This window comes from Saccharopolyspora sp. NPDC045941 (assembly GCF_056431445.1).
In genome coordinates this window covers 1-26,152 of record NZ_JBWKKU010000101.1, presented here as the reverse complement: position 1 = coordinate 26,152, position 26,152 = coordinate 1, and the positions used below count along the sequence as shown (strand labels likewise).

At 66.2% G+C, this 26,152-nt stretch carries 26 protein-coding genes and 1 pseudogene; 14 read left to right on the top strand and 13 right to left on the bottom strand.

The window, feature by feature from the left end; genetic code table 11:
* Positions 1-114: 114 nt before the first annotated feature.
* Complete coding sequence (locus AC07FN_RS43060; protein ID WP_478400884.1) at positions 115-957, top strand: class I SAM-dependent methyltransferase; 843 nt, start codon at positions 115-117, stop codon at positions 955-957.
* A 906-nt stretch (positions 958-1,863) separates the two neighbouring features.
* On the opposite strand, the gene AC07FN_RS43055 is transcribed toward AC07FN_RS43060, so the two are convergent.
* From AC07FN_RS43055 to AC07FN_RS43045, 3 genes are read right to left on the bottom strand one after another with little or no spacing between them, the layout of a single operon-like run.
* Positions 1,864-2,406 carry a DUF6262 family protein gene (locus tag AC07FN_RS43055; protein ID WP_478400883.1) on the bottom strand — a complete coding sequence of 181 codons (543 nt, stop codon included), beginning with the start codon at positions 2,404-2,406 and terminating at the stop codon, positions 1,864-1,866.
* A gap of 23 nt (positions 2,407-2,429) precedes the next feature.
* Entirely contained in the window at positions 2,430-3,530 is a 1,101-nt protein-coding gene (locus AC07FN_RS43050; RefSeq protein WP_478400882.1) for a tyrosine-type recombinase/integrase, read from the bottom strand.
* Positions 3,460-4,578 carry a hypothetical protein gene (locus AC07FN_RS43045; RefSeq protein WP_478400881.1) on the bottom strand — a complete coding sequence of 373 codons (1,119 nt, stop codon included), beginning with the start codon at positions 4,576-4,578 and terminating at the stop codon, positions 3,460-3,462. The genes AC07FN_RS43050 and AC07FN_RS43045 overlap by 71 nt, the downstream gene beginning before the upstream one ends.
* 349 nt (positions 4,579-4,927) lie before the next feature.
* Between AC07FN_RS43045 and AC07FN_RS43040 the strand changes: the two genes are divergently transcribed.
* Together AC07FN_RS43040 and AC07FN_RS43035 are read left to right on the top strand one after the other, a co-directional pair.
* On the top strand, positions 4,928-5,287 hold the full coding sequence (locus AC07FN_RS43040) for a transposase (RefSeq protein WP_478400880.1): 360 nt from the start codon (positions 4,928-4,930) through the stop codon (positions 5,285-5,287).
* Positions 5,288-5,396: 109 nt separating this feature from the next.
* A complete protein-coding gene (locus tag AC07FN_RS43035) occupies positions 5,397-6,287 on the top strand; it encodes a transposase (RefSeq protein WP_478400879.1) in 891 nt (296 codons plus the stop codon).
* A 336-nt stretch (positions 6,288-6,623) separates the two neighbouring features.
* Here AC07FN_RS43035 and AC07FN_RS43030 read toward each other — a convergent pair whose 3' ends face one another.
* Positions 6,624-7,106, bottom strand: coding sequence for an ATP-binding protein (locus AC07FN_RS43030; protein ID WP_478400878.1), 483 nt, complete (start codon positions 7,104-7,106; stop codon positions 6,624-6,626).
* A 545-nt stretch (positions 7,107-7,651) separates the two neighbouring features.
* Here AC07FN_RS43030 and AC07FN_RS43025 point away from each other — a divergent pair.
* Positions 7,652-8,056 carry a hypothetical protein gene (locus AC07FN_RS43025; RefSeq protein WP_478400877.1) on the top strand — a complete coding sequence of 135 codons (405 nt, stop codon included), beginning with the start codon at positions 7,652-7,654 and terminating at the stop codon, positions 8,054-8,056.
* 60 nt (positions 8,057-8,116) lie between these two features.
* On the top strand, positions 8,117-8,605 hold the full coding sequence (locus tag AC07FN_RS43020) for a DUF309 domain-containing protein (RefSeq protein ID WP_363814942.1): 489 nt from the start codon (positions 8,117-8,119) through the stop codon (positions 8,603-8,605).
* A gap of 59 nt (positions 8,606-8,664) precedes the next feature.
* Here the strand turns inward: AC07FN_RS43020 and AC07FN_RS43015 are convergent, their stop codons facing one another.
* From AC07FN_RS43015 to AC07FN_RS43005, 3 genes and pseudogenes are all read right to left on the bottom strand, one after another.
* Positions 8,665-8,928, bottom strand: a complete 264-nt coding sequence (locus tag AC07FN_RS43015) for a PhoU domain-containing protein (protein WP_478400876.1) — start codon at positions 8,926-8,928, stop codon at positions 8,665-8,667.
* Complete coding sequence (locus AC07FN_RS43010) at positions 8,904-9,314, bottom strand: phosphate signaling complex PhoU family protein (protein ID WP_478400875.1); 411 nt, start codon at positions 9,312-9,314, stop codon at positions 8,904-8,906. The genes AC07FN_RS43015 and AC07FN_RS43010 overlap by 25 nt, the downstream gene beginning before the upstream one ends.
* A 350-nt stretch (positions 9,315-9,664) precedes the next feature.
* A pseudogene (locus tag AC07FN_RS43005) lies at positions 9,665-9,777 on the bottom strand (Asp23/Gls24 family envelope stress response protein); the annotation flags it as partial.
* A 511-nt stretch (positions 9,778-10,288) separates the two neighbouring features.
* On the opposite strand from AC07FN_RS43005, the gene AC07FN_RS43000 reads away from it, so the two are divergent.
* From AC07FN_RS43000 to AC07FN_RS42975, 6 genes are all read left to right on the top strand, one after another.
* Positions 10,289-10,846 (top strand): RNA polymerase sigma factor, encoded by a 558-nt coding sequence (locus tag AC07FN_RS43000; protein ID WP_478400874.1) that lies wholly within the window; start codon positions 10,289-10,291, stop codon positions 10,844-10,846.
* 56 nt (positions 10,847-10,902) lie between these two features.
* Positions 10,903-11,475: an Asp23/Gls24 family envelope stress response protein gene (locus AC07FN_RS42995; protein ID WP_478400873.1), complete on the top strand. Its 573-nt coding sequence runs from the start codon at positions 10,903-10,905 to the stop codon at positions 11,473-11,475.
* Positions 11,476-11,600: 125 nt separating this feature from the next.
* The gene (locus AC07FN_RS42990) at positions 11,601-11,729 is read left to right on the top strand and encodes a hypothetical protein (protein WP_478400872.1); all 129 of its coding nucleotides are present in this window, start codon (positions 11,601-11,603) and stop codon (positions 11,727-11,729) included.
* 20 nt (positions 11,730-11,749) lie between these two features.
* On the top strand, positions 11,750-12,271 hold the full coding sequence (locus AC07FN_RS42985; RefSeq protein ID WP_478400871.1) for a DUF6286 domain-containing protein: 522 nt from the start codon (positions 11,750-11,752) through the stop codon (positions 12,269-12,271).
* Positions 12,271-12,843 carry an alkaline shock response membrane anchor protein AmaP gene (locus AC07FN_RS42980; protein ID WP_478400870.1) on the top strand — a complete coding sequence of 191 codons (573 nt, stop codon included), beginning with the start codon at positions 12,271-12,273 and terminating at the stop codon, positions 12,841-12,843. Before AC07FN_RS42985 ends, AC07FN_RS42980 begins: the two co-directional genes overlap by 1 nt.
* Before the next feature lie 247 nt (positions 12,844-13,090).
* Positions 13,091-14,365 (top strand): ATP-binding protein, encoded by a 1,275-nt coding sequence (locus AC07FN_RS42975; RefSeq protein WP_478400885.1) that lies wholly within the window; start codon positions 13,091-13,093, stop codon positions 14,363-14,365.
* Between the two features lie 163 nt (positions 14,366-14,528).
* On the opposite strand, the gene AC07FN_RS42970 is transcribed toward AC07FN_RS42975, so the two are convergent.
* From AC07FN_RS42970 to AC07FN_RS42955, 4 genes are all read right to left on the bottom strand, one after another.
* The gene (locus tag AC07FN_RS42970) at positions 14,529-14,807 is read right to left on the bottom strand and encodes a hypothetical protein (protein ID WP_478400869.1); all 279 of its coding nucleotides are present in this window, start codon (positions 14,805-14,807) and stop codon (positions 14,529-14,531) included.
* 694 nt (positions 14,808-15,501) lie between these two features.
* Positions 15,502-16,755 (bottom strand): SPFH domain-containing protein, encoded by a 1,254-nt coding sequence (locus AC07FN_RS42965; RefSeq protein WP_478400868.1) that lies wholly within the window; start codon positions 16,753-16,755, stop codon positions 15,502-15,504.
* 10 nt (positions 16,756-16,765) lie between these two features.
* Complete coding sequence (locus AC07FN_RS42960) at positions 16,766-17,194, bottom strand: NfeD family protein (RefSeq protein WP_478400867.1); 429 nt, start codon at positions 17,192-17,194, stop codon at positions 16,766-16,768.
* A 494-nt stretch (positions 17,195-17,688) separates the two neighbouring features.
* Positions 17,689-17,868 carry a hypothetical protein gene (locus AC07FN_RS42955; RefSeq protein ID WP_478400866.1) on the bottom strand — a complete coding sequence of 60 codons (180 nt, stop codon included), beginning with the start codon at positions 17,866-17,868 and terminating at the stop codon, positions 17,689-17,691.
* Positions 17,869-18,277: 409 nt separating this feature from the next.
* On the opposite strand from AC07FN_RS42955, the gene AC07FN_RS42950 reads away from it, so the two are divergent.
* The 3 genes from AC07FN_RS42950 (at position 18,278) to AC07FN_RS42940 (ending at position 22,567) form a co-directional block, all read left to right on the top strand.
* On the top strand, positions 18,278-19,258 hold the full coding sequence (locus AC07FN_RS42950; RefSeq protein ID WP_478400865.1) for a fatty acid desaturase family protein: 981 nt from the start codon (positions 18,278-18,280) through the stop codon (positions 19,256-19,258).
* An 89-nt stretch (positions 19,259-19,347) separates the two neighbouring features.
* Positions 19,348-20,355 (top strand): glucose 1-dehydrogenase, encoded by a 1,008-nt coding sequence (locus AC07FN_RS42945; protein ID WP_478400864.1) that lies wholly within the window; start codon positions 19,348-19,350, stop codon positions 20,353-20,355.
* 97 nt (positions 20,356-20,452) lie between these two features.
* Positions 20,453-22,567 (top strand): putative bifunctional diguanylate cyclase/phosphodiesterase, encoded by a 2,115-nt coding sequence (locus AC07FN_RS42940; RefSeq protein WP_478400863.1) that lies wholly within the window; start codon positions 20,453-20,455, stop codon positions 22,565-22,567.
* Positions 22,568-22,622: 55 nt separating this feature from the next.
* On the opposite strand, the gene AC07FN_RS42935 is transcribed toward AC07FN_RS42940, so the two are convergent.
* Positions 22,623-23,072, bottom strand: a complete 450-nt coding sequence (locus AC07FN_RS42935; protein ID WP_478400862.1) for an Hsp20/alpha crystallin family protein — start codon at positions 23,070-23,072, stop codon at positions 22,623-22,625.
* A 115-nt stretch (positions 23,073-23,187) separates the two neighbouring features.
* On the bottom strand, positions 23,188-23,718 hold the full coding sequence (locus AC07FN_RS42930; RefSeq protein ID WP_478400861.1) for a DUF5994 family protein: 531 nt from the start codon (positions 23,716-23,718) through the stop codon (positions 23,188-23,190).
* Positions 23,719-26,152: the final 2,434 nt, after the last annotated feature.

The window sequence follows — 26,152 nt, the reverse complement described above, 5'->3', positions numbered from 1 at the left end:
TGATTCCTTCAGCAAGATCAATCATCCCAGCTCAGAAGGGCATCTCGTCTTCTCAGCGCCGAACCGTTACCCATCACCACCGGTGGATTGAGGTTGAGAGAAAAGGAGGTTGCCATGTCTCTCATCGCCAACGCCGAGCAGGCCGCCGCGTGGGACGGCCCGGAGGGCGACCACTGGACCGAGCACGCCGAACACTTCGAGCAGACCACCCGTCATCATCGAGGCCTCCTCCTGTCGGCCGGGTTGCTCTCCCCCGGCGACGACGTGCTAGACGTCGGATGCGGCACCGGCGCGCTGACCCGAGAGGCGGCACGACACGTGCCCACCGGCACCGCGCTCGGCGTGGACCTCTCCGGCCGGATGATCGAGCGAGCGCGTGAGCTGACCGCCGCGGCGGGGATTACCAACGCCCGGTTCGAGCAGGCAGACGCCCAGGTGCACGCGTGCGCACCGACCGGCGTCGACGTGATCTTGAGCTGCTTTGGCTCGATGTTCTTCGCCGACCCCGTCCGCGCCTTCACCAACCTCGCCGAGTCCCTGCACCCCGGCGGTCGGATGGGCCTGCTCGCCTGGCGTGAGCTCACGCGCAACGAGTGGATGTCGGCGATCCGCGACGCCCTCGCCGCCGGCCGGTCCCTCCCCATCCCTCCACCCGGGGCGCCCGGCCCGTTCGGGCTAGCCGAGGCGGGCCGGGTCCGGGCCCTGCTGGCCGGGGCCGGGCTGGTGGACGTCGAGATCGAACCGGTCGACGAGGCCATCAAGCTCGGAAACGACGCCGCCGATGCGTACGCCCTGATCAGGGGGATGGGCATCGTGCACAGACTGACCGATGACCTGGACGCCGCCAGCCGAACCAGCGCATTCGACACACTGCGCGCGACCCTGGACGCGCACCAGACCGAGAGCGGCGTGCTATTCGACTCCTCGGCATGGCTGATCACCGCCCGACGCCGCTGACCGGCCCGGACGAGGCACGATCGAGCCGCACCGACTCCGGCCCGCGTCGGCGCAGGCGGAGATCGGAATCACGCGGCGTGGCAGGGCCGCAGCTCGTCGTCCAAATCGCCGTCGGAGTTCGCCGGGCGGAGCGCGAGTGTTGTCCGGACAGCGACGTTGGACCACTGTCATCCGGCCGTCGTCCTACAGGAAGGACCACGGCGCGGGGCCGTACCGGCGCCGTCGGCGAGCCTTTGGCGACCGCGGGAATTGTCGGTAGGAGACGGTGGCACCAACATCAAGAGCCGAGCGCCTGACAAGGGCGTACAGAGCTAAGCGTTGTTTTTTCGGCGTGTGCTACCGGGACGCCCCCGGGCGGCAACGGGCCCCTGCAGGTATGGGGTGTTGGCGTTCGCCGAGCGGTGAGGAGCAGCGATGGACGAGGGACTTTCACCAGAGCTGCTCGAAAAGACGCGGCGAGTGCTGGATCGGGCCGTCACTGATCACGACCAGGCCGCCAAGGAGCTCGACGCTCTGCTGACCGAGCATGGCTCAACGCTCGTGACTGAGGCGCTGGGTGCCGTGTGGGCGCATCGGTCTCGTCCGTTCGACGCGGTGTTGGCGCGGCCGTGCGCCAGTGTCGGTGACTGCGCAGAGGTTCCGGCACCTCTCCTAGCCGGTGCCGCGTCGGGCTTTGGCCGAGGCGAGGCTGTCCCGTAGGGCCTCTTCGAGGGACTTCACGGGGGTGGGCGCGGGGCTTCCGCTGGCTCCAGTTCGCGGCCCTGGGCCTTTTCCTGGAGCAGTCGTTCGACCCGTGCGGTGTGGGCGTCCTCGTAGTCGTCGGGCCGCCATTGCCCCTGCATCGCTGTGATTACCGCGGCGGCGGCCCGCAGTTCGTTCTTGGGGAGGTTCGGTGATCGGCTCAGGCTAGGGCGAACAGTTCTCTGATTGGATCATGCGGCGCAGGCTGGTGCGGGCAGCGGCGAGGTCGTCTTCGAGTTCGGCGACGCGATGTCCGAGCTCGTGGTTCTGTTCGTTGAGCGTGGCGTTGGCATCCAAGAGCTGCTGGTTAGCGGCGGTGAGCTCGTCGATGCGAGCGACCATCTCCCGGTGGGTCAATTGGTCGAGCTGACGCCCAAGCTGGCGGTTGAGGGCCTTGTGGAGTCCGTCTCGCTCAGCCCGCAGCCTCTTGACCTCTTCGTGAGCCAGTTCGAGGTCGGTGCGCAGGCTGGCCGCGCTGGGCGTGAGTCCCGCCTGCTGGTCTCGGACGGGGTTGGCCGCCTGGCGCTGGCGGGCGGCGTCGATGTGCTCCCGGACGCCCTCGGCGTAGACGAGCCAGGTTGACACGCCCGCTTCGCGGGCGACGGAGGCGAAGGTGATCGGCTCCCGGTCGCGTTCCATCCGCTCGACCGTGGCCTGGACGCGCTGACGTTTGGCGACGCTGTCCTTGCGGCGGGCTTCTCGCAGCAAGCCAGGCTGCCCGCGGCGTGGGCTCACGTCTGGCTGCTTTCGCCGTTGGTGGCGGTCAGCGGCAGGAGCTTGTGTGCGCCGCCTGCGCGAGCTTTGCGGAGGACTGCGCTGGCGAATTCGATCTCGGCGCGTTCGTCGTCGGGCAGCTGCTCCAGCCGGGTGCGCATCTTGGTCGCAACCTCCTGGTAGGAGGTGATCTGGTCGGCCAGGTTGCGGATGACGAACTCGGCTGCGTCCATGGCTTCCGCGGTTTCTCGCTCCGCGCGTAGCTCGTTGATGTGCTGCTCGATGGCGGGCAGGTAGGACGGGGCGGGCCGGTAGAAACCGCAGCCTGCGCACTGGAACCGGATCGGGCATGCACCGCCGCCTGCCTTGACGTTGGACGGCTCAGTGCAGCCCCCGAACGGCACGGCCACCGAGTTGCGCTCGTAGGCTAGGGCCGAGCTCGGCGCGGCGGGGTTGCCGGCTCTATCGACGACGTGCGCGCTGAGGGTGGCGACCGCCTGCTTCTTGCGTTGGTGGGAGACCCGGTAGTAGCCCATGGTCGTCATGACTGTGTCGTGATCCATGAGCTCTTTGAGCACGTCAACGGGGGTCCCGACGTCGGCGTGGCGCTGAGCGTAGGAGTGCCGGAAGGCGTAGGGAAAGACCTTCGAGCGATCGAACGGCAGCGGTTCACCGTCCGCGCCCACGACGTCAGAATCCAGACGCGCGAGGGACCTCACCCATAAGCGGATTGCCTCGGCCAGCCTGTCCGGTCTCATGTGCGGATGGGTTGATTTCTCGTTGATGGCAGGGAAAAGGTAGTCACGGCTGATCACTGGCGCATCCAGCTGTTCGCGGCGCTGACGCCATTGCATCAGGACCTCGGTGGTTTCCTGGGTGATCGGCAGGCGTCTGCGATGGCGTCTGCTCTTGTGGTTGTCCCACAGCAGCGACGGTGACCCGTCGATGATCTCGACACAGTCCCGGTGCAAGGACACGACCTCGCCGGGGCGACGCCCGGTGTCCCGGAGCACGACGTAGGCGGTGCGCATCATCGCCTGGATGTCGTCACGTGGCAGCGGCCCGTAGGTCAGGTCCTGGCCGAGGGAGTCCAGATGGGCGTCGAGTTGGCGGATCACGAACCCGGGTAGGGCTTTGCCGATCTCCTCTTCGTTGGCCTCGACGCCATCGACCCTGTGGGCGGGGCTGCGGTGGTGGCGAGCGAAGTTCCCGGACAGCGTTGTGAGCAGGCCCCGCGCTGCGGCCAAAGTCGAGCAACCCGCAGAAGCGCCGATACAACCGGTTTCGTTGGGCCACGCTGTAGGGAGTGCCGTTCTCGCGCGCGAGGTTTCGAAAGACTGCGGCGACCGCGCTCATGTCAGCGTATTCCAGCGCGGTGACGTCGTGACCGCCGCCGGGACGCTGGTTGAGGGCTTGTCCAGCGAATACGACCGCTTGGAAGGTCGGAGCAAACTCGCCGCCGTTGGGCCGTTCGCCGTCGACCCAGGATCGCAGGAGGTCGCGCAGCCACTGCTGCGGAATCTTGCGCAGGTCGGCGATGCCCGAGGCGATCTGCCGGTCGCTGAGGTAGGCCTTCAGCCCGATCGCACGGAGGTCCAGCACGTCCTTCGACAACGGGCTGACGCCGTTGAACTCGTCGAACGCATTGCTGACCAGCCACCGCAGCTGACGGATCACGGTCCGAGGCCACTCCTTGCTTGGCTGGCGCAGGATTTCATCCACCGCGGGTTCCAGCAGGGACGTGCATTCTCCGGCCAGCTTGGTGACGATCGTTCGCACGGTCATCGGGCAAATCGTCTCGGCACTTCGGTCACGGCGTTGGAGACCGAGTAGCACTTCCCATCGCAACGGCTCGGGCAGCGGGACCAGCGAGAACCGAACGGCCCCCAAGTAGGGCGCCTGCCGCGCGGCCCACTCAGCCGCGGTGAACGCGTGTTCTCCGCGGCGGCTGGTTTCCCGCCAGCGTTGATAGTGCGCATGACACAACCGGTGGTGGAAGCCCACGACTCCGCAACCTGTGATCAGGCAGACCGCGGCGTCGGTGTACGGCCGAGCGACCTGCGAAGCCCACTCAGCCAGGCTCAGGCTCAACTGTCCCTTGCTGCGGTAGCTGCGCCAGGCACCATCGTGCCTGTTGCACAAGGTGTTGGACGTCGCTGGCTTCACGCATCGGACGGAATCGTGTTCGACGCGGCACTGGCCGTGATCCGTGAATGGCCGTGTTTGGCGGCGGGGAACGTGGGTGGCCAGGAACTCCTCCCACCCGATGTTGGAGGCCTTGAAATCCTTCTGGCAGGCCGCACACACGCTCCTGTGCGGCAGGATTTGCTCGCAAGCCGTTACGCCACAAGGCCACAACCCTCTTTGTCAGGATGAGATGAGACACCTGGTGTGCGTGCCGGGTACCGGAGCGAGGGCGGGATCGGAGATCCTGATAGACGTGTCCACTTCATCATCTGACGGGTCCGGCCAGTCGGCTCAGCAGCCTGATCCTGCCGCCCGGCCATCGCGGCGGGTGTTCAGCCCGGAATACAAGCTGGCGATCGTTGCCGAGTATGAGAACGCCCCGAACGGTGAGAAAGGCGCGATCCTCCGCCGGGAGGGCTTGTATTCCTCCCACATCATCGAGTGGACACGCGCCCGCGACGCCGGCGTCCTGACTACCCGCTCCGGTGAGGCTGGTGGGGTGACGCCGAAGCGGGCGAAGAAGACCGCCGATCAGCTCGAGTTGGAGAAACTGCGCCGGGAGAACGAGAAACTGAAGTCGGATCTGGGCAAGACCCGGATGGCGCTGGACATCATGGGAAAAGCGCACGCGCTCTTGGAAGGACTGTCCGAGAGCGCGGAGAACGACGAGCCGCCGAGGAGATCATGACCACCGCGTTCACCGATCTCCGGGATGCGGGAATGTCGGTGAAGCGCTCGTGTGAGCTGACCGGGATGCCCGCGCCACCCACTACCGGCGGGTCAGGCCGCAGGGCCCGGTGCATGGGCCGTGGCTGCCGCGCACGCCGCCGCCGGGCACCTTGAGCGAGGCCGAGCGCACGGCGGTGCTGGAGCTTCTGACCAGTCCTCGCTACCAGGACTTGGCGATCCCGCAGGTCTGGGCGCGGGAACTCGACGAGGGGCGCTATCACTGCTCGATCTCCACGATGTACCGCATCGCCCGCGATGCCGGGCAGGTCCGGGAACGCCGCCGGCAAGCCATCCACCCGCCCCGGACACGCCCGGAACTGGCCGCGCACGGACCTTCCCAGGTGTGGTCGTGGGACATCACCGCACTGAAAGGACCGGCCAAAGGCGTCTGGTACAAGTGCTACGTCGTCATCGACATCTTCTCCCGCTACGTGACCGGCTGGCTGGTGGCCGCGGCCGAAGACGCCGTCGTAGCCAAGGATTTCCTCGGCGAGGCCATCGCCGGTAACGGCATCGAGCCGCACACGGTCCACGCCGACCGCGGCGGCGCGATGGTGTCCAAACCCGTCTCCGAGCTGCTGGTCGATCTCGGTGTCCTGCGGTCACATTCCCGGCCCCGCACCTCCAACGACAACCCCTATTCCGAAGCCCAGTTCAAGACCATGAAATACGTACCCGACTTCCCCGAGAGGTTCGGCTCCCTGGAAGACGCCCGCGCGTTCTGCGACGGTTTCTTCCTGGCCTACAACCACGAACACCGCCACTCCGGCATCGGACTGCACACCCCCGCCTCCGTCCACTTCGGAACCGCCGAGCAGATCCGCTCCCAACGCCAGGCCACCCTCAACCAGGCATACACCGCACACCCCGAACGCTTCACCCGCCGTCCCAGGCCACCCGCACTACCCACCGCGGCCTGGATCAACCAACCCGCCGAAGATCAACAACCAGTCAGCTAAACACAAACCGTCTCAAGTTGACTTGACAACTACCGATCCTCGGGCATGCCGGACGCCAACCAGCTAGGGCACAGCGTCCCACTCGGCGACGTCATGCTGTGATCGCCCTAGCCCTAGCCCTAGCCCTAGCCCTAGCCCTAGCCCTAGCCCTAGCCCTAGCCCTAGCCCTAGCCCTAGCCCTAGCCCTAGCCCTAGCCCTAGCCCGCCTCATGTATCCGCTCGGTGCGGGTACCGAAGGTGCGTTGCGCGAGGTGCTCTAGTGGTGTTCGCCGGGCAGTGTGCCGGTTGCGGCGTTCGGATTGTTTGGGTCAGCAAGGAATAGTGCGGCTGACGCTGTTATCGGCCCGGCGAGTGTCGGCGAGTCGGTGGGAGCCGCCTTTGGTGGTGACCAGGTGGGCGTGGTGCAGGAGTCTGCCGACGGTGGCGGTGGCGAGGGTTGGGCATGATCGAGTCGAAGCCGCTGGGGTGGATGTTGCTGGTGACAGCGATGGAGCGGTGTTCGTAGGCGGCGTCGATGATCCGGTAGAACGCTTCGGCGGCGTCCTGGCCGGTGGGCAGCATCCCGATGTCGTCGACAACGATGAGGTCGCAGCCGCAGATCTTGCTGATGGCGCGGGCGATTGTGCCGTCGACTTTGGCTTTGCCGACGGCGGTGGTAAGAGTTTCCGAGGTGAACCACGCGACGCGGATGTCGTTTTCGATGGCCGCGTGGGCAAGGGCCTCGACGAAGTTGGCTCTTGCCGGTGCCGCTTGGTCCGGCGATAGCCAGGTTCTCGTGCCTGCTGATCCATTCCAGAGTGGACAGTGCGTTCTTGCCACGCGGAGCGCCCACACGTGGAACGGGTTTTTCGCTGACGATCTCGCCGAAGCATCGGCTGTCTCGCATGCCTTCGGCAGGGAGCTACTAGGCGGCCTCCCACTCGCAACGCTGCCTCGATCGTCAGCGCCGAACGGATATCGCATGTTAGCGGGACGTCGTCGATGTGCAGTGCGTCATCACCACTATCTGTTCAACGGTGACCTGTGGTCCCGAGTGACGAGTTCCAGCCCAGTCAAAGGCGCGCGGAACAGATCCAGACGCGCCATGACGCGCATCGACCTTGCGATGCAGCCTCGCCGTACCTCGGATCAGGAAAGATCGGGGAGCCGTGTCCAGGCGAGGCGCAGGAACCGGTCGATAGCGTCGCAGTGATCCCCGTGTCTGGCTCTCGCACCCAGACGTGAATACCACCAGGATGTGGGTCAAGCGCTCGGCACCCAGCAGGTGCCGTCTGCCGATCAACATCGATTCGCCTCGGATGGAGCTGGTGCCGACCTGCAGCAGGCCTATGACGCGGGTACGAGCCTCTGGTAGAACCCGATGGATGAGCATTCCCATCGGCGGCGGCGAGCCTAGGACGGTATTCGTCTCGGACGCTTTGCAGACGCGTCTGGACGGCTACCGGGAACAGCGCGCTGGCTGGACCACAACGTCGGTGGTGTTCGCGGCCCTCGAGAACCCCCGCGGAGATCTTGCCGAGTTGCTGCGCACCGCTCGGGTGCGTCCGGCGTCGCCGTTTGCGGAGCCGGCAGGGCAAGTGCGCTACCTGGGGGCGGGGCCGGTGCAGATTCGGATCCGGCCTTCGCATGTTCAGGCGGAGGTGCTGGAGCAGGTTTCCGTCGAGCTCGGTGTGCCGGTGGCGACGTGGGTGCCTGTGCTGCTCAATGCTTACCTGCCTGGGCGTAAGGAACCGGAGAACATACCCAGGCTCGTGCTGGATGAGAGGTAGAAGACCCTGGTGCGAACGCGCCTCCGGGGGCAAGGGCCGGTGGTGAGGCACAATGCGGTCGTGCGTCACCGCGACCGGGATCCGCAGGGCCGCGCCCGCAATGCCCGCCCCCGGGACGGGCTCGGGCGTCCGCTGCCGTACGGCAGCCCCGGGGTTGAGCGCATCGATGAGGAGCTCGTCCTCACTCCGCAGGAGAGCCTGGAGCTGGCTCAGCGGCTGCTCGATGAGGGCCGACCGTTCCACGCGCACGAAGTGCTCGAGGCCGCCTGGAAGAACAGCCCCGCAGGCGAGCGCATGCTGTGGAAGGGTCTCGCTCAACTCGCCGTCGGCCTCACTCACGTCCGGCGGGGCAACCCCGTAGGGGCGGTGGCACTGCTGCACCGGGCAGGCGAGCACCTCCAGCCCTATGCCGAGCAGCCCCCGCATGGCGTGGCCGCGGACCACCTCATCCGTGCTGTCGCCGACCTCTGCGACCGGATCGAACGAGACGGTCTGCCGGGGATCACAGACCAGCAGCTGTCCCCACCGCTACTCGCCACCACCGGCTGAGTAGAACAGCGACTCCACCGGTGATCTCTGTCCGTTTCGCGGCACGGTCAAGGCTGCAGTTAGCTGCGGGTGGGCAGGGTGCCGGTGGTGATGAACTCCAGGCGTTGGGCGACGTGTACACCTTGGTCGGCGAAGCGTTCGTAGAAGCGGGCTAGCAGGGCGATGTTGATGGCCGTGGGGATGCCGTGAGGCCAGCTTTCGTTGGTGACGGCAGCCATCAGCTCGGCGTGTAGGGCGTCGACGGCGTCGTCGGTGCGATCCAGCTCGGTAAAGCCGCCCTCGTGGCCGCTGCCGGTGATCAGGTTGGCGAGGTGGCCGGCCATGTTCGCATCGATCTCCCCGAGAGTGCGGAAGTCGCGTTCCATACGGGTGGTACGACCGGTCGGGGGTGGTTGCGACGGGCGGTGTCGGCGATGTGTGCGGCGAGGTCACCCATGCGTTCGAGCTTGATGCAGCACACCGCTGCCAGCACGGTGCGCAGGTCGGTGGCGACGGGTTGTTGCAATGCCAGCAGTCGGTGGGAGTGGGTGTCGCAGACGTTACGCGCCCGGTTCATGCGGTCATCCGCGGACACCACGTGCTCGGCCAGCTGCAGGTCGACGTCCAGCAGCGCCTGGGTGGCCTGGCGCATGGCCTCGGCGGCCAGTTCGCACATGCCGCCAAACTCGGTGCCCAGCTGCGCAAGCTCCCCGTGAAAGGCCTCCCGCATACGAACTCCCCGTAAATGTCCACTGTGTCTTGATCCGGTGAGGATCGACGGTGTGCTGGCGAACCGAAGTTAGTGTTGCCCGGCGATTCCGTGGTACGTCATGGTCGCCGACGGCAGTTCCGCAGCGCCGAGAATGATCGCCACGGCACCGGCGATCCACGATGGCCACGCCGGCCACAACTTCTCGCTGTAGCCCACGACTCACGGCGCGAACACCAACAGGGCGCCCAAGACATGTGGGCCCATGCGCTGATCCGCGATCCCGCCGATTTTCACTGTGCCGTTGGCGGCGGCGAGTCTTGTCACCATTGCCATCACGGCATCGTCTCCACCTCCTGATCAGCCTGTGGTCACTCGACGCGCGCCGTACTCGGCTGCTGTTCTTCTTCGCCCGGCACATGGATGTCGTTGACGGCGATGTTTACCTCCAGACTTCCAGGCCAGTCATGCGCTCGATCGCGGTGTCGTCGCGCGTGACGCGTCAGACTTCTCCAGATGAGTCGCTTGCCATCGGTCAGGCATTACGCCACCGGCAGATCGTGCACTCGACCTGGTTCTGTCCGTCGGTGTTCTCTTGGGAGCGGGTGGAAGCCGATGCCTCGAAGCCGGCAGGAGGCCCGGAAACTGGGACGTAAAGCTCCTGTGCTCGCAGACGCACGGTGTCCGGGAAGATGACTGGTCGGCGGCCGCATGCTGCAGCTGGACGTCGGCAAGGGCAGAGATGCGCGCTCGCCGAGACGGGAATCTGAAGTGCCTCGGGTGGCCCCCGGTTGTGGATCATTTCGAGAGATTCGTTAGCGGAGCAGCTGTATGGGTATGGCGTGAGTTGGGCAGCTTGCGGGGCCCAGGGAGATGGGCGTCGGCAGGGGTGAAGCGAATTTCTGGTGCGTCATGGAGTCGGTGGCCGTGCGGTGGTGAGCGAGGACCTGGGGCGACGTAGTCGGGCGTGGCGTCCTCCCGGCTCGGGGTGGTCTGTGGCGGCGGCGCCGTCCCGGGACGAGGAAGCGGACCTGTGGCTGGTCGGCAAGGCGCGCGGCGGTGATCTCGAGGCGTTCGAGGTACTTCTGCGTCGTCATCAAGGCCGGATCTACCGGATCGCGCTGCGCATGCTGGGCAACCATCAGGATGCCGAGGACGTCGTGCAGGAGGTTTTCATCCAGCTGTGGACGGCGTTAGCGGGCTTTGCTGGGACCAGTGCGTTCACGACATGGCTTTACCGCATCGTCGTGAACCGGTGCTTGAATCACCGGCGATCCCGGAATCCGGGAGTTTTCTCATTGGATGCCGAGCGCCTGACGCCGGTTGCATCCGGCGCGGAGGATGTCGCGATGGCCCGCGAGCGCGTTCGCGCTGTGTATGCCGCGATCGACGATCTCGTACCTCAGCAGCGAAGCGTGCTGGTGTTGTGTCAATTGGAAGGATTGAGTTATCGGGAGGCTGCGGTGGTTCTGGGCATTTCCGAGGCGGCGGTGCGGAGTCGGCTGTCGCGAGCGCGCCGCGTCGTGCTGGATCGTATGGAGGGCTGGACATGACGACTGGTCACGGTTCCCGGTACCGTTTCGGCGAACGGTTGCCGTGTGGAGTGGCTGTGGATGAGGTGCTTGCACAGGTCGCGGACGGACATGCGGCCCGCCGCAACACCCATCAGGCAGGATGCCCGCATTGCCAAGCCGCGCTGGCGGAGTATGACCGGCTGTGGGCCCCGGTCCGCGAGGTCGCGGATGCGGCGGTGCAGCCGCCGGAATCGCCACTGCAGGCCGCCCTGAGACGACTCCGCGGGACGGTCCACAACCCAACCTACGGAGTGCTGGCTGATGACGACGGGCAGACCCGGATCGCGGCCCGGGTCGTGGTGGTCACCGCCCGGGAGGCGGCTCAAGACGTCCCGGGAGTGCGGGTCGCCTTGAGCCGCCTGCGCTTGCCCGGTAGCGGCTCGGTAGGCCAGGAGAACGCGGTGCGAGTCGGCACGGCTGGCCAGAGCACGGCGATCGTGCTCACTGTGGCCGCAACTTACGGCACGGATCTGTACGAACTTGCGGAGCGCATCCGTATTGCGGTCGATGAACAGGTGCGCGCGGTGACGGGGCTGGAACCCGTGGCCATCACTATCGCCATCGACGACGTGTTCGCAGCACACAGCGACATCGCCCTCTCCGACTAGGCGCCCGGTCATGCTCCCTGCGGCCAGGTGTGCGAGAGCCCCCAGCTGTTCGCGGTATCGCTTCAACGCACGTCCCCCATTCGAGGGTCATTCGGTTCGGGGGCGCGAGGAATCGGCGCGGGCACGTGTCCTCCGAAGAGGTACGCCAGCGCCTCATCGACCGGATCGCAGTGTTGGCCGACCTGCAGGTGCGCACTGTGGACATCACCGTCACCGCGCTATACCGGCCTGCCGTTCGTCGGGAGGTCCGATGATTCGCCGACCCCGCCGCAGCGTGCCCGCCACCGTGGTTGCGGTGGTGCTGCTGGCTCTGTCGGTGCTCGCCGCCACCGCCGCCATCCAGCACTTGCTCGGATACGACCCGATCGTGTCGCCGCAGGCTCTGACCACCCCCGTGGTGGGCCGCGCGTGGAACGACCCCGTCATCATCACCGCCGGCGTCATCGCCATCCTGCTGGGGCTGATCCTGCTCGCCACCGCGCTTCGGCCTGGAACGCCCACCGTCCTGCCTCTGGCCGACGACCCAGGCACTGGACGTGAACACACCGACACCGGGGTCTCCCGCCGAAGCCTGCGCCAGGACCTCACGTCCACCGCCGCCGCGGCCGACGGAGTCAGCGCGGCCCGGCTCAAGGTCGGCCGACGTCGCATCACCGTCACCGTGCGCACCCTCTTCGGCGACACAGGCGGCATCCCCGAGCAGGTCCGCGGCCTGCTGGCCGACCGGCTCGACGACATCAATCCGGCACGCCGGCCCGTGCTGCGCATCAAAGCCTCCGCGAAAAGGGGCAGCTGATGGCCAGTCCCAACCCGCCTGCTCTCCTCAACCGCACCCTGCTGGTGCTCACCGGTGTTGTGCTGCTGGTCGGCGGCGTGTGCATCTTGGCCAGCGCGTTCGGGGCGATTCCTCTGCTGGCTCCTGAGGCTCCGGTTGTGTCCACCGTGCCGCCGCTGGCGGGGTGGGTGCCGTGGGTGGTCGCCGTCGTGGCGGTGATCGTGGGGCTGTTGTGTCTGCGCTGGCTGCTGGCCCAGACCCTGCGCCGCGCGAAAAACGGCACCTGGCAGCTGAGCCAGAACCCCCGCCGAGGTGGAACCCGCCTTGACGCCGATACCGCTGCCGTACCGCTGGTCGAGGAGATCGAGACCTACCCTGGGGTACATCGGGCCCGTGCCCGCCTGGCCGGCACCCGCGCCCACCCGGTGCTGCACTTGGCAGTAACCACCGAGGACCGAGCCGACATTCGCGAGGTGCGGCACCGCATCGACGCTGAAGCCGTCCCGCGGATGCGTCAAGCCCTCGAACTCGAGCACCTCGACTCCGATCTGCTGCTGCGGCTGGGGACCGCCCGCCGCGCCCGCACCTACTGAAACGGACGAGGACCCGGCCCGTTGACCAAGCAATGCGGCTTCCCCTTGATCGTGGGCCCAACCAAGAAGTGTTGCGCCAGCTTGGGGATTACGCGGTGGATGTCATCCGCAGCGGGCCTCGGGAGAGCTCATCGTCGGGATGTCGGGCGCCTATTAGGCGACAGGTAGTGCCGAGAGAATGGGGATGTAATCGCGGCGAGGGCGAGGCGTGCCGGAGGGGATGGTGGTGAGAGGGGTAGCGATGAGGATGTGGCGGTTGCGGGAGTTTCATGATGAGGACCTGGATCAGGCGATCCGGGTGTGGGATCAGAGCCGGAAGTCCGACGAGCCGTCTCCGGTGTTTTCGGTTTCGGAGGTGATGGCGGCGGCCCGAGCCGGCCAGCCCGTAGTAGTGGCGGTAGTTGGCGACGAGCTGGTCGGCATGGCCGTGGCGCAGGCTCAGGGCGAACGGGCGTGGGTGCTGCTAGTGGCACTGGCTGCCCGCTGGCGCAATCGGGGCGTTGGGAGTGCGCTGCTCACCGAGCTGGAGCGGCGGCTACGGGGGCTAGGGGTGCGACGCGTCGGCGCGCTGTTGCCCGCCGACGCCACCGGGACGAAGGCGCTGGTCAACTCGGGATACCAGCCTCGCGCTGGTTTTACCTACTACGAGAAGGTCGAGCCCCGTGGCGCTGCCGATGCGGTCCTGCTGACCGAGCTCGGTGGCCAGGTTTTACCGGCTGACATGTGGGACGCGGTGGCCGGGATGGTGCGGGAGAAACAGATCATCGAGAGGCGGATCGTGCTGCCGCTGGCGCAACCGGCAGTGGCCGAGCGGTACGGTGTGCTCCCGCCCAAGGCGGCGATCCTGTTCGGGCCGCCGGGCACAGGCAAGACCAGCTTCGCCAAGGCGGTGGCCTCCCGGTTGGGCTGGCCGTTCGTCGAGCTGTTCCCGTCCCGGCTGGCCACCGATGCCACCGATGCCCCTGGTGGCCTTGCGGCATCGTTGCGCGAGGAGTTTGCCGAGCTGGAGGCGGTGCTGCTGTTTATCGATGAGGTCGAGGAGATCGCCGGCACTCGTTCCGGGATGGCTGTCGATCCCGGGCACGGGGTGACCAACGAACTGCTCAAGCTGATCCCGAGCTTCCGCGAGCATGACGACCGGCTGCTGATCTGCGCCACCAACTCGGTGCGTTCCCTGGACGCGGCGTTTTTGCGCCCCGGCCGGTTCGATTACGTCCTCCCGATCGGCCCACCGGATCCGGACGCGCGCTCCGCGATCTGGTCCCGTTACCTCGGCACTGCAGCCGAGGCCATCGATGTATCCCGTTTGGTGGAGGCAAGCGAGATGTTCACCCCTGCGGATATCGAGCTGGCCGCTCGCAAGGGTGGTCAGGCAGCGTTCGAACGCGAAATGCAGTACCGCCAAGGCGAGCCTGCTACCACCGATGACTACCTCACCGCCATCGCCGACACCCGCCCCACTCTCACCTGGCAGGCCCTTTCCGACTTCGAAGAAGACATCGAGCACTACGCCCGGCTGTGAGGGCGGCCCGCTATCCATCGCGTACAGGTTGGGATTCACGATCGGGCGTCCAACTTGTACGGACGGCTGCGGGTCGATCAGGCCGGTTGCTCTGTTGCGCCAAGAGTCAGGCGTCTGTTTAGTTTCCCTGCCCAGCCTTGTGTGAATCCCGAACGCGTCACGCCTAGGAAGGTGCGGAGGGCGGAGATGAACAGTGTCCGGGCGTACCAGCAGTCGCAGCTTGCGCAGCAGGTTTCTGTGGCAGCCGGTGCAGGAGTGCAGCCATAAACGCTCGATCAGCCGGGGTGAAGCGCACGCTATTCTTCCCGGGTTGTCGCTTCAGCACCGTGATCTGGTGGCGCAAGTCGAGGATCTCGATGTCCTTGTCGCGGTCACTTATCGGCAGCAGGCGCAGCATGGCGAACGCATTCGTCACGCCCAGGTAGGCCAGTGACAGCAGCACAGTTGATCACCATGCCGTGGCGCTCGACGGCAGCGAAAGCGTCTGCTCGAGCGACTACGGTCGACCTACCCCTACCCCTACCCCTACCCCTACCCCTACCCCTACCCCTACCCCTACCCCTACCCCTACCCCTACGCCGTACCCGCCGCGTCTCACCAGTGCGGATGAGGTTATCGGCAAGGGCAGGTGACCCTCGCGATTACCGAAATGCGCAAGTCCCCTGGGACTGCGACGAGGAACTCATCACCCTGGGCCCCACCGAGCTCCGCGCCGAGATCGACAAATTCCTCACCGGAAACCTGTCCGCGCAAGAGCTTGAGGACTGGGCCAACGCAGTTGAAGGACGAGACGACATCGAGTTCGCTCCAGAGGAGATGACTGAACTCGTAGCGGAGATCTCCAACCCGATCTGTTCGAGGCCATTACGTCTGCGTCGATGAGGAGTCTGGCCAGCCGGCTCGACTCTGTCGAGGCAGACGACTGACGTTCCCGGACGGCCGGGCTTTCCGGCCGTCATGAGGGAGCAAGCGTGCGCTATGTGACTGGCACCGAGTCCCCGGTGTTGCGGATCTACATCGAGGCGCGATACCGGTGTGTCTCGTTGGGACGCCGACCTATCGGCTCGGCGGGGTCACCATCTCGCTGGTGGGGGCCGACGGATGATGAGCTCTTGTCCGGCCGCGCTCTGGAAATCTCAGTCGCGTTGGTCGCGTTGGTCGCGTTCAGAAGATTCCACATCGGACAATTCTGCTGAACCTGGATGCGGACTCGGCGACGGTTGCGGTGCACGTTGCGGAACGCTCGAACGCTGAATGGGCACCGGGCCGCCGCCGATGCTGCTCGGGCTGGGCACTTCCTTACGTGCGACCTCTTCGGCCGCCCGCACGGCTTCCGCGATCTCTGGGGTGCTGGAGGTGTCGAACCAGGATTTGATCGATTCCTCTTCATCTTCGGGTGCGGTGGTGGGGATCTCTTCCTTCGGTGGTTCGTAGCGGAAGACGCGGTCTGTGCCGGGGGCGCCGAGCATCCGTGCGAAGCCTTCCAGGGCTTTGTCGAAGTCGCTGGGCACGACCCATACCTTGTTGGCGTTTCCCTGCGCCATCTGCGGGAGCGTCTGCAGGTACTGGTAGGCGAGCAGTTCCGGGGTCGGTTTGCCGCGTTTGACGGCGGCGAAGACCTTTTCGACGGCTTTGGCCTGGCCTTGTGCCTGCAGGTAGCGGCTGGCCCGATCGCCTTGCGCCCGCAGGATGCTGGACTGGCGGTCGGCTTCGGCGCCGAGGATGGCCGCCTTCTTCTGGCCTTCGGCTGCGAGGATCGCGGCTTGTTTCTGGCCTTCGGCGGTCTTGATCGACGATTCCCGCTGTCCTTCGGCGTTGAGGATGGTGGCGCGCTTCTCGCGGTCGGCGCGCATCTGCTTCTCCATGGAGTCCTTGATGGACGGGGGCGGGTCGATGGCTTTGAGTTCCACGCGGGCGACGCGGATGCCCCAGCGCCCGGTCTCTTGATCCAGCACTCCGCGGAGCTGGGTGTTGATGGCGTCGCGGGAGGTCAGGGCTTCTTCCAGGCTCATGCCGCCGACGACGTTGCGCAGTGTGGTGGTGGTGAGCTGTTCGACACCGATGATGTAGTTGGAGATCTCGTAAACGGCCGAGCGTGCGTCGGTGACCTGGAAGTACACCACGGTGTCGATGGACACCGTCAGGTTGTCCTGGGTGATCACCGGCTGCGGCGGGAAGGACACGACCTGCTCGCGCAGGTCGACGCGGGCGCGTACCCGGTCCAGGAATGGCACCAGGAAGTTCAGGCCCGGCTCGGCCACGTTGCGGAACCGGCCGAGCCGTTCGATCACCGACGCCGTTGCCTGCGGCACCACCAGCACGGTCTTCACCGCGATCACGAGGACCAGCAGCACGATGACAGCGAGGACGATCAGTCCGAACGGGTCCACGTCAGCCTCCTCACGGTTCGGCCCACACGACGGCGGTGGCCCCGGAGATGTCCATGACCATCACCGTCTGGCCGGTCTCCAGCACCTGGGCCCCGTCGAACGCCCGGGCTGACCACACGTCGCCATTGATGCGCACCCGACCGCGCGTGGCATCCACGGTCGATTCGACGACAGCCTTCTTGCCGATCAGCGCTTCCACGTTGGTCTTCAGCTCGAGACCGCGGTTCAGCCGTCGTTTCAGCGCGGGCCGGGCGACGAAGATCAATCCCAGTCCCAGCACGGCGAACACGGCGGCATCGACACCTAGCGGCACTCCCAACGCCGCAGCTCCGGCAGCCCCCATGGCCGCGAGGCCGAGCATCAGCAACACGAGTTCACCCGAGATGACCTCGGCCCCGATCAGGACCACGCCTGCGATCAACCACACCAGCGCGACCATGCATTCATAGTGACAGACGCAACAAGACCGTGGCTGGCGTAAACGGCCTCGTCAACAAGTGGCGGCTACCCGGAGACATCTGATGTACGAGCCACTCGACACGACTCGGGCCTTGGCTGTTTCCCCACATCGACTAGGTGTGCATTGATATCAGCCGCCGGCCGTTTCAGTCGCGCACTGGTTTCTCGTCCGGTCGAACATACGCATGAGCAGACGGTGTGCCGGTCGTTCCACAGCTCGGGTGAGCATCCAACCCAGTCCTGGAGCGTGCAGGTCACGACGCAGCCGAGGGCCTGGTGGGTAGGGAAGGCGCCGTAGGGCTCTGTGCATTCGAGGTCGTGCGACCGGTAATCGGGAAATGAGAGGTCGTTTGACCGCCGACGTGCGCGACCATCTACTGTGAACTGGCGTAGTTGATCGACCGGAACGGGTTTCCGGACTGGTCTCTGGGGCCGCGTCGACGGTCGTGCTCGTTGTGGCCTGTCGGGGCTGGATCAGGCCCGCTCGCTGGCCCTCTGCTGGTCGGCGGCGTAGACTGTTGCGGCCGCTTGCGCCAGTCGCGCCCACACCGCTGCCTCGGTCAGACGAGCCTCTCGGATCTCCTCGGTGGAGTGGTCCTTCGCCTGTTGCAGGCTCTCTTCGGCTGACTTCGCGTACTCCTCGGGGTGCTTCATCGCGCACTCCTCATCCGATCCGCACTGACGTGGTCCTCAGTGCACGCTCCTGTCCTCTGCTGTCCCCGAGCGTAGTTCGGCACGCTGCTGGTTGCCCTTCGCCGAGCAACGGCGGCACTCGCGTGACGGCCGCGCGCATGGGTACCCGTGCGGTGACGGGCTAGGTGACGTGGCCAGTGCAGGGGCGCTCTTCCCTGGGTTTCGGAGGTAGGCGGGTGTCGATCGGTCGTAAGGGGGAGGGCGATCAATGACTTCTGATGCGCCGCCCACTGGTGGTGGAAGGCGGTCGTCGCGGCAGCGCGTCTCGCGGGGAGATTTCGGGACTTCGGGTGGACACTGCCGGAGGGAGGCGCGCCCGGTCGGTGACGGGAGCACAGGGCGAGGCAGTGATTTCGCCGAGCTGGCCCGGTTGATCAAGCAACGTGGCCTGCTGAATCATCGCCGCGCCTACTACGCGGCGAAGATGGCCGTCAACGGAGGGCTGCTCGCGGCTGCCGGCGCAGCGTTCATCGTGCTCGGCGACTCGTGGTGGCAGGTGTTCACAGCAATGGCGTTCGCGGGAGCGTTCGCCCAGCTCGCTTTCATCGGACATGATGCCGGGCACCGCCAGATCTTCCGCACGCGCCGGGCGAACGACCTGGTAGGGCATGTTCACGGGTGTCTCATCGGGATCAGCTACGGCTGGTGGGTCGGCAAGCACCGGCGCCACCATGCCAATCCGAACCACGAGGACGCTGATCCCGATATAGAGATCCTGGCTCTGGCGTTCACCACCGAGCAGGCCCGCGCCAAGCGCGGCATCGTCCGGTGGATGGCGAAGTACCAGGCGTTCCTGTTCTTCCCGCTGCTGACGGTTGAGGGGATTGGCCTGCACGTCCGCAGCTTCCAGGCCGTGCTGCGGCGGGAGGTGAAAGCGCACTGGGTGGAAACGGTGCTGCTCGCCGCGCACGTGGTGGGTTATCTGGTGGTGGTGTTGCTGGTGGTGTCGCCGCTGAAGGCGGTGGTGTTCATCGCGGTGCACCAGGGTCTGTGGGGCGTGTACATGGGGTGCGCGTTCGCGCCCAACCACAAGGGCATGCCGACCCTGTCCGCGGGCGACAGGCTGGATTACCTGCGCAAGCAGGTGCTCACCTCCCGCAACGTTCGCGGGAGCCGGTTCGTGGACTTCCTGCTCGGCGGTTTGAACTACCAGATCGAACATCACCTTTTCCCGAGCATGCCCCGGCCGAACCTGCGACATGCCCAGCATCTGGTGCACCGGTTCTGCGCCAGTCGCGGAGTGTCGTACAGCCAGTGCGAACTGCTCAGCTCCTACGCCCAGGTGCTGCGGCACCTGCACGCGGTCGGCATGCCGTTGCGGCACCCGTCCATCAGCCGCAACACCTCGTAGCCACGTTCTGCTCGTGCGTCAGCGCGCACCCGACGACGCGGGAGGGGTTTCTGGTGAAGGCCGCCACTGTGGTTCCAGGCAGTCCGGAGTTGTCGGCGGTCACCGAACTGCCCGATCCCGTTCCGCAGCCGGGGGAGCTGCTGGTGCGTGGCCTGTTGGTGGGGTTCTGCGGCATTGATCGTGATGTCACCGAATGCGCACGTGGCCTCTTGCCGCCGGGGCGGGACCGCATGGTTCTCTTCCACGAATCCGTCGGTCAGGTGGTCCACGCGCCCGCGATCAGTGGTTTCCAGGAGGGCGACTACGTGGTGGGCGTCGTCCGGCGTCCGGACCCGCTGCCGTGCGAGGCGTGCACCGCGGGGCAGTGGGACTTCTGCCTCAACGGCGAGTACACCGAGCGCGGCATCAAGGGACTGGATGGGTTCGGTGCTCAGCGGTGGACGGTTGAGCCCCAGTTCGCGATCAAGGTCACCCCGGGGCTTGGTGATCTGGGGGTGCTGATCGAGCCTGCATCGGTGGTGGCCAAGGCGTGGGAGCAGGCCGACGTGATCGGCAGACGAGCCTATTTCGCTCCCCGTCACGCGTTGGTGACCAGCGCAGGACCGATCGGACTGCTCGGTGCTCTGCTTGGCACGCAGCGCGGGCTGGACATGCACGTTTTCGATCACGCCACCGAGGGGCCCAAACCGGATCTGGTGCGCGCGCTGGGTGCCACCTACCACACCTCGTTGGACGATCTGGGCTGCGAACCGGACGTTGTGATCGAGGCGACCGGATCCGGGAAGGTCGTGTTCGAGGTGCTGCGGCACACCGCGCGCAACGCCATCACCGTGCTGACCGGCAACACGGGCCACCACCGCACCGTGCCCCTCCCAGCGGCGGCGATCGACGACGAACTGAAGCTGGACAACGACGTCGTTCTGGGAAGCGTGAATGCCAACCTGCGCCACTACAACCAGGCCGTGCAGGCACTGGCCGGAGCGGACCGGAACTGGCTGGGGTCCCTGATCAGCCGCCGGATCCCGCTGGGCGACTGGACCAAAGCCTTTGAGACGGGCCCCGAAGAGTTGAAGGTCGTCGTCGACCTCCAGGCCTGAGCTCGATGAGCCGACCCGGGGTGCTGTTCGACGGCAAGGGGTAGTCCAGCTGCGTCGGTGCGAAAATCAGAGCGAGGATCGAACACATCGAGGCCCGATGGTCGAGGAACGTGAAACCGAGTTCGTGACCCGGGGTGGCCACGGCGGGATTGCGCGGCTGCAGTCGAAGGCTGAGGCGCGCCTCGGTCTGCTGGCCGCGGGCTTGCAGGAGTACGCGATCTTCGCGCTCGATGCGGCCGGTCGGGTGGATGGCTGGGATGACGGGGCTGAACGCATCATGGGCTATCTCAGCGAGGAGATCATCGGGAAGCACTTCTCGGTCTTCTCCCCGGCGGAACCGGGCCTTGCCGACCACGCGGAATGGCAGCTGGCTCAGGCCGCTGAGCTCGGCAGCCATGTGGACGAAGGCTGGCTCCTGCGCCAGGACGGCACCCGCTTCTGGGCCCACGTGGTGATTGTCGCGCAGCGGTCGGCGGAGGGCGGCGTGCGAGGTTTCATCCAGGTCACCCGTGATGAGACCGAAGCCGGTGCCCGGCAGCAGCGGTCGAGCCGGCGGTTCACCGACCTGTTCGACCTGACCCCGGTCGGTATCGCCCTGTTCGATGCGTCCGAGCGCGTGCTGGATGCCAACGAGGCGCTGTGCGGCCTGTTGGGCTACCGGCTGCACGACCTGAACAACATGCCCGCCGCGGGCCTGCTGCACCCGGACGACCGGGGCGCCAGCCTCCTCGTGGACGCCGCGGCAATAGATGCACCGTTGAACCGGTCACGGGTGCACCAGCGGGTGCTGGTGCGTTCGGATGGCCAGGCTGTGCACTGCGACGTGCACAGCGCGGCATCGGTGGCAGACGACGGAAGCCGGTTCTGGCTGGTGGTGTTCCAGGACATCACCGAGCGGCTGCGCCAGACCGAGACGTTGCGCTACCAGGCCACCCACGACGATCTGACCGGATTGCTCAACCGCACGGGCCTCAACGAGCTGCTCGACAGCTTGCTGCACTGGGGCGCCGAACAGGTCGCCGTGCTGTTCTGCGACATCGACAACTTCAAGCGCGTCAACGACGCGCTGGGCCACGAGGCCGGCGACGAACTGCTCACAGCGTTGGCGCGGCGTCTCGTGGACGGGCTGCCGCCCGGATGCACGCCGGCCCGGCTTTCCGGCGACAAGTACCTGATCATCTGCTCGGACGTCGACGCCGTGGGGGGTTTGGAAGCCTTCACGATGTCGGTGGCGGAGCTGCTGCGCACGAGCGTGCCCGTGCGCGGGCACCCCGTCGCCGTATCGGCCTCGATCGGGGCCGCGACGCTCGACCGGGACACCGTCGGCGCGGATCTGCTGCGCTACGCCAACGCGGCGATGTTCCACGCAAAGAGCCGGGGGCCCGGACGGGTGTCGCTGGCCACCCCCACCATGATCGCCACGGTGGAGGAGCAACTGGGCCTCGAAGAGCAACTCCGCGCAGCGATGGAGACCGACTCCCTCGTCCTGCACTACCAGCCGATCCTCGCCGGTGATCGTTCCGTCGTGATGGCCGAGGCGCTGGTGCGCTGGCCGCATCCCGACCGCGGCCTGCTCTCACCGGAGGTGATCCTGCGCGTGGCCGAGCAAGGCAACCTTCTACGCAGACTGGACCGGTGGGTGCTGCGCACCGCCTTGCAAGAGGCGGCCAGCTGGCCCGTCCGGAATGGACGCCCGGTGGCCATCGCGGTCAACCTGGTCGATCTGCTGCCCCACGACCCGGAATTCGTCGACGAGATCACCGCGATCATCACCGAAAGCGGCATCGACTCGCACCGCGTGGTCCTGGAAATCGTGGAAACGTCCTTGATCGACCTGCCCGCGCGCCCCCGCGAAGCGATGGTCGAGCTCGCCGAACGCGGAGTGCGCTTCGCCCTGGACGACTTCGGCACCGGCTACTCCTCGCTAGCCCGCCTCAAAGACCTTCCCACGCAGATCATCAAGCTGGACCGCCAGTTCGTCTCAGGTGTCGAAACCGACGCGGCCGACCTCGCCATCGCCCAAGCCATGACCGGCATGGGGCACGCGATGGGACGCAGCTGCGTCGCCGAAGGCGTCGAGAACATCGGCCAGTTCCTGGTCCTCAGCGACCTCGGAATCGACTTCTACCAAGGCTGGCTGTTCTCCCGCCCGCTCCCGGCCGACCAGCTCCGCGCCTTCCTCGAAAATCCACCCACCCAGGAACCGGAGTAGGAGCGCGCCAGCTCTCCGGGCTGCATGAACCGGCGGGCTGGAAGAGGGCGACTGTCTAATCGGGATCCGTGGTGGGCCCGGAGATCATGCGGGCTTCCTCGCTTCGGTCGACGTTGATGCGGCGGAGTTTGGCCTGCTCGGCTACTGGGATGCGCAGGGTCAGCACCCCGTTGCGGTACTCCGCCTGGACGCGGTCGGCATCCAGCGCGGCGCCGAGTTGGAGTTGCCGGGCGAACCTGCCGGTGGGGCGCTCGGTGACCAGGTAGCTCACTTCCGAACTGCTGGACTCGGTCGCGCTGCGCTGCGCGCGCACGGTCAGCGTGTTGTGCTCAGCGGTGACCTCCAGCGACTCGGGGTCGATGCCAGGCAGGTCGAACTCGACGACGTACTCCTCGCCGCGACGGTAGGCATCCATCGGCATGGGCTGCGGCGTGCGCGCCGCGGTCAACACCTCGCTGGCCAACCGGCTGATATCGCGGAACGGGTCGAACTGCAGCACCGGCATCGCACACACCTCCTTCGGTGGCAGTGCCAAGTGCACTCTCCGCTGATACCCGGCGTGACTCGGCTGTTGAGAATTCCGTGCTGACCGGCAGCCGCAGGCGACAACCCGCGGCGGCCTATCGGACGGAGAGCAGGTGGCCGCCGTCGGTTTCCCAGCGGTCTTCCGGCGACGCCTCGGTTGGCTGCGGGACGACCGCAGGAACGGAATTCGGGGCATTGGCGAGCAGATCGTGGGGTGTGGCGACGTTGTCCGGTTCGGACGCCCTCGTCAGCACCGCGTTACCGCGAAGTTCGGTCGTGTCCGCGGGGATGACCAGCAGGACCATTCGGTGTCCGCTCGGGTCGGTCAGGCTGACCGTGTCTTGATCGAGCGTGTGGAAGCCTTCGAGGCGTACCTGGTGCCCCTCGACGCGGAGTTTCCGAGGGGCCGGCTCCCATGCGGCCAGGTTGTAGGCGAGCCGGGTCATCGGACCGCGGGTGGCGGCGAGGGCGGTGAGCAGCGCGGTGAACTCGGTTGTCGGGTTCGCCGATCGCGGCCACCAAGCGCCGTCTACGAAACCTCGCGTGCCGGTTCCCTGTTTGACTGCGACGCAGGCGCCTGCGGAGGTGGCCTGTGCGGTGCCCGGGTTCAGCTGGTCCGGTCCCATGGCGGAACTCCTTCCCGGCCGTTCGACGACCGGTACTGACCCCCGGGACTGTGGAAGCGGGACTGCTCACGTTGCCGAGAACCTCGTTGACCTCAGCCTACGCCTGATCGCGTGGACCAGAGCGGCTGTTCTGCGGGGCTTGGGCACAGACCGGGCAGTCGGGGATTCGGCGAAGGGTTCCCAGATCAGGCCGGACCTGACGTCCAGGACGACGTTCGCACCCGCCGCCCTCGGCGGCTCGAAGCCGGTCAGGTAGCGCAGGGCCTCTAGGCGACCAGCGAGCCGACCTGCATGGTCAGCGGGCCGATCAGGGCGTTGTGGGACGGCGGCCGCGGGCGCTGATCGCCACGCAGGCGAGGCGCTTTTGGGCGTATGTAAGGGCCTCCGCAGCTGCGGAGGCCCTTATCGGAACGCCAGCTCGAGTTTGACGAGCGTCTTTCGCACTTCTGAACTCCGTCCTTGAGTTGGACCATGCATTCCTTCGGGGCTATCGCGATCACCCCTTCGGTTCACCGACCCTCTCAATCGATTCACCGCACTTTTAGTACACGCCTGTTCAGGGCATAAGTCAATGAATCGAGCCGTCTGAGCTGCGAAAACGGCGCGTGCTCAGCGGGGACGGAACGGGTTGTCTCGGAGATCCGGCGGATGCTCCGTTTCGCCCCGGCGGTACCGCTCGGCCTGCCAGGCTTCCCAGGCCCGTTCCAGTTGCGGCGTCGAACTGGTCGGCAGGGTGGTGGTCTCGCAGAAGGTGTGGAAGTCCAGGTCCGGTTCAAGGCTGGCCCGGCTGCGCGACGGCGGACTGCGACTGCTCCCTCGACGAACGCGAGTGGCTTCGACCACGGCTGCGGCTGCAGCTGCAGCTGCCACTACACCGACTGCTCCTCCTGCGACGGCGGCGACAGCATGACCGACTGCCCGACTTGCGACAGCCGCAGCTACATCAGCGAATACCTCGACGCGCATGGCCGGATGATCGCCGCCTGATCAGTCGAGCGATCCGTTGCGGGTGGCACGAACTCGGGGAAACCGCAGGATCCCGTCGCGGACCGGCTGACCAGCGAGGGGTGGACTCTCGCGGGGGTGGCGACCATGGGCGGAACCCGCTGGGGAACTGCCTGGTGAACCCGTTGCTGGACCGGTGCCACCCGTCGCCCGTCGCCCGCGGAGTGGCCATCTGCCGATCCTCCGCAGGGGCAGGCCAATGGTTTCCGAACGAAGGGAACGACGGGGAACGTTGGGCAGATCCTGTGTTCTCTCCGCGTATTCGTTGACCTACGTGACTCTGTCTGCACCAAGTTTCCGCAGCTCGGACGGATCGATTCACTTGACTTATGCCCTGAACAGGCGTGTACTAAAAGTGCGGTGAATCGATTGAGAGGGTCGGTGAACCGAAGGGGCGATCGCGACAGCCCCGAAGGAAGGCATGGTCCAACTCAAGGACGTTCGTAGTCCTGAGCCCCGCCGGAAGTTCTGGAGCAGGCGGAGATCAGAAGTGCGAAAGACGCTCGTCAAACTCGAGCTGGCGTTCCGGTAAGGGCCTCCGCAGCTGCGGAGGCCCTTTCATACGCCCAGAAGCAACCGCCAGGTCACCCTGCGCCGCCGTAGTGGTATAGCGACGTATTCGAGGGAGAGGCGTTGTTGATGTCTACCTTGACACGGTAGTGCTCAGATTGGCTGTTTTGGCTGGTCAAGTGTGCGCCAAAGGTGGGTCAGTGCGGGGTGGGGACAGGTTGCTGCGCCGCCGGAACGGTGCCACCAGTTTGCCCGGCGTGGGTGTCTGGATGGGTGGAGCGGGAGGGCAATGGGAGGGTTGTAGGGGGTTGAACCGCGTTGTACTGCACTGAGCGGAAGTGGGCTGCACCGGTTTGTGCTGCGGTTTCTCGGTTTTCGCTGGTGAATGTCTTTTGTGGACTACTCTGGGGGTCAAGGGGTCGCAGGTTCAGATCCTGTCAGCCCGCCGTTGGCGGAAGCCCGCTGACTGGCACGTAAGTGCAGGTCAGCGGGCTTTTTCGTGTACCGTTGTGGATCTTGGGTGATTGTCCCGAAGTGTGCCGTCTCGAATTTCGGCGATTTTTGGGAGGATTTTGGGAGGATCGGTTTCGCGGGTTTGAAATGGGGTCGCGTTGTGGGAGGCGCCGCTGTTCACCCGCGTGGGTGGTTTCGGTGTGCGCTGACACTTGGCACTGATCACGCGGAGATGTGGGTCTGGCCTTCGATGACCTTCGACCGGGCGAGCTGGAGATCATCAGGTTGTTGGCCATCGGTACACCTGCCCATCGGGTGTGGTGAACGCTGGCCTTGGACAAGCGCCACGGTTACAGGCGAGTGACCGACTGTGTCTTAGAGCCTGTTCCTAAACGCGGGTGAGGCGTTTGCTGGTGGTGTGGATCATGGCCCAGCGGACGATGGCTTCGTGGTGTTCGGGGAGTCG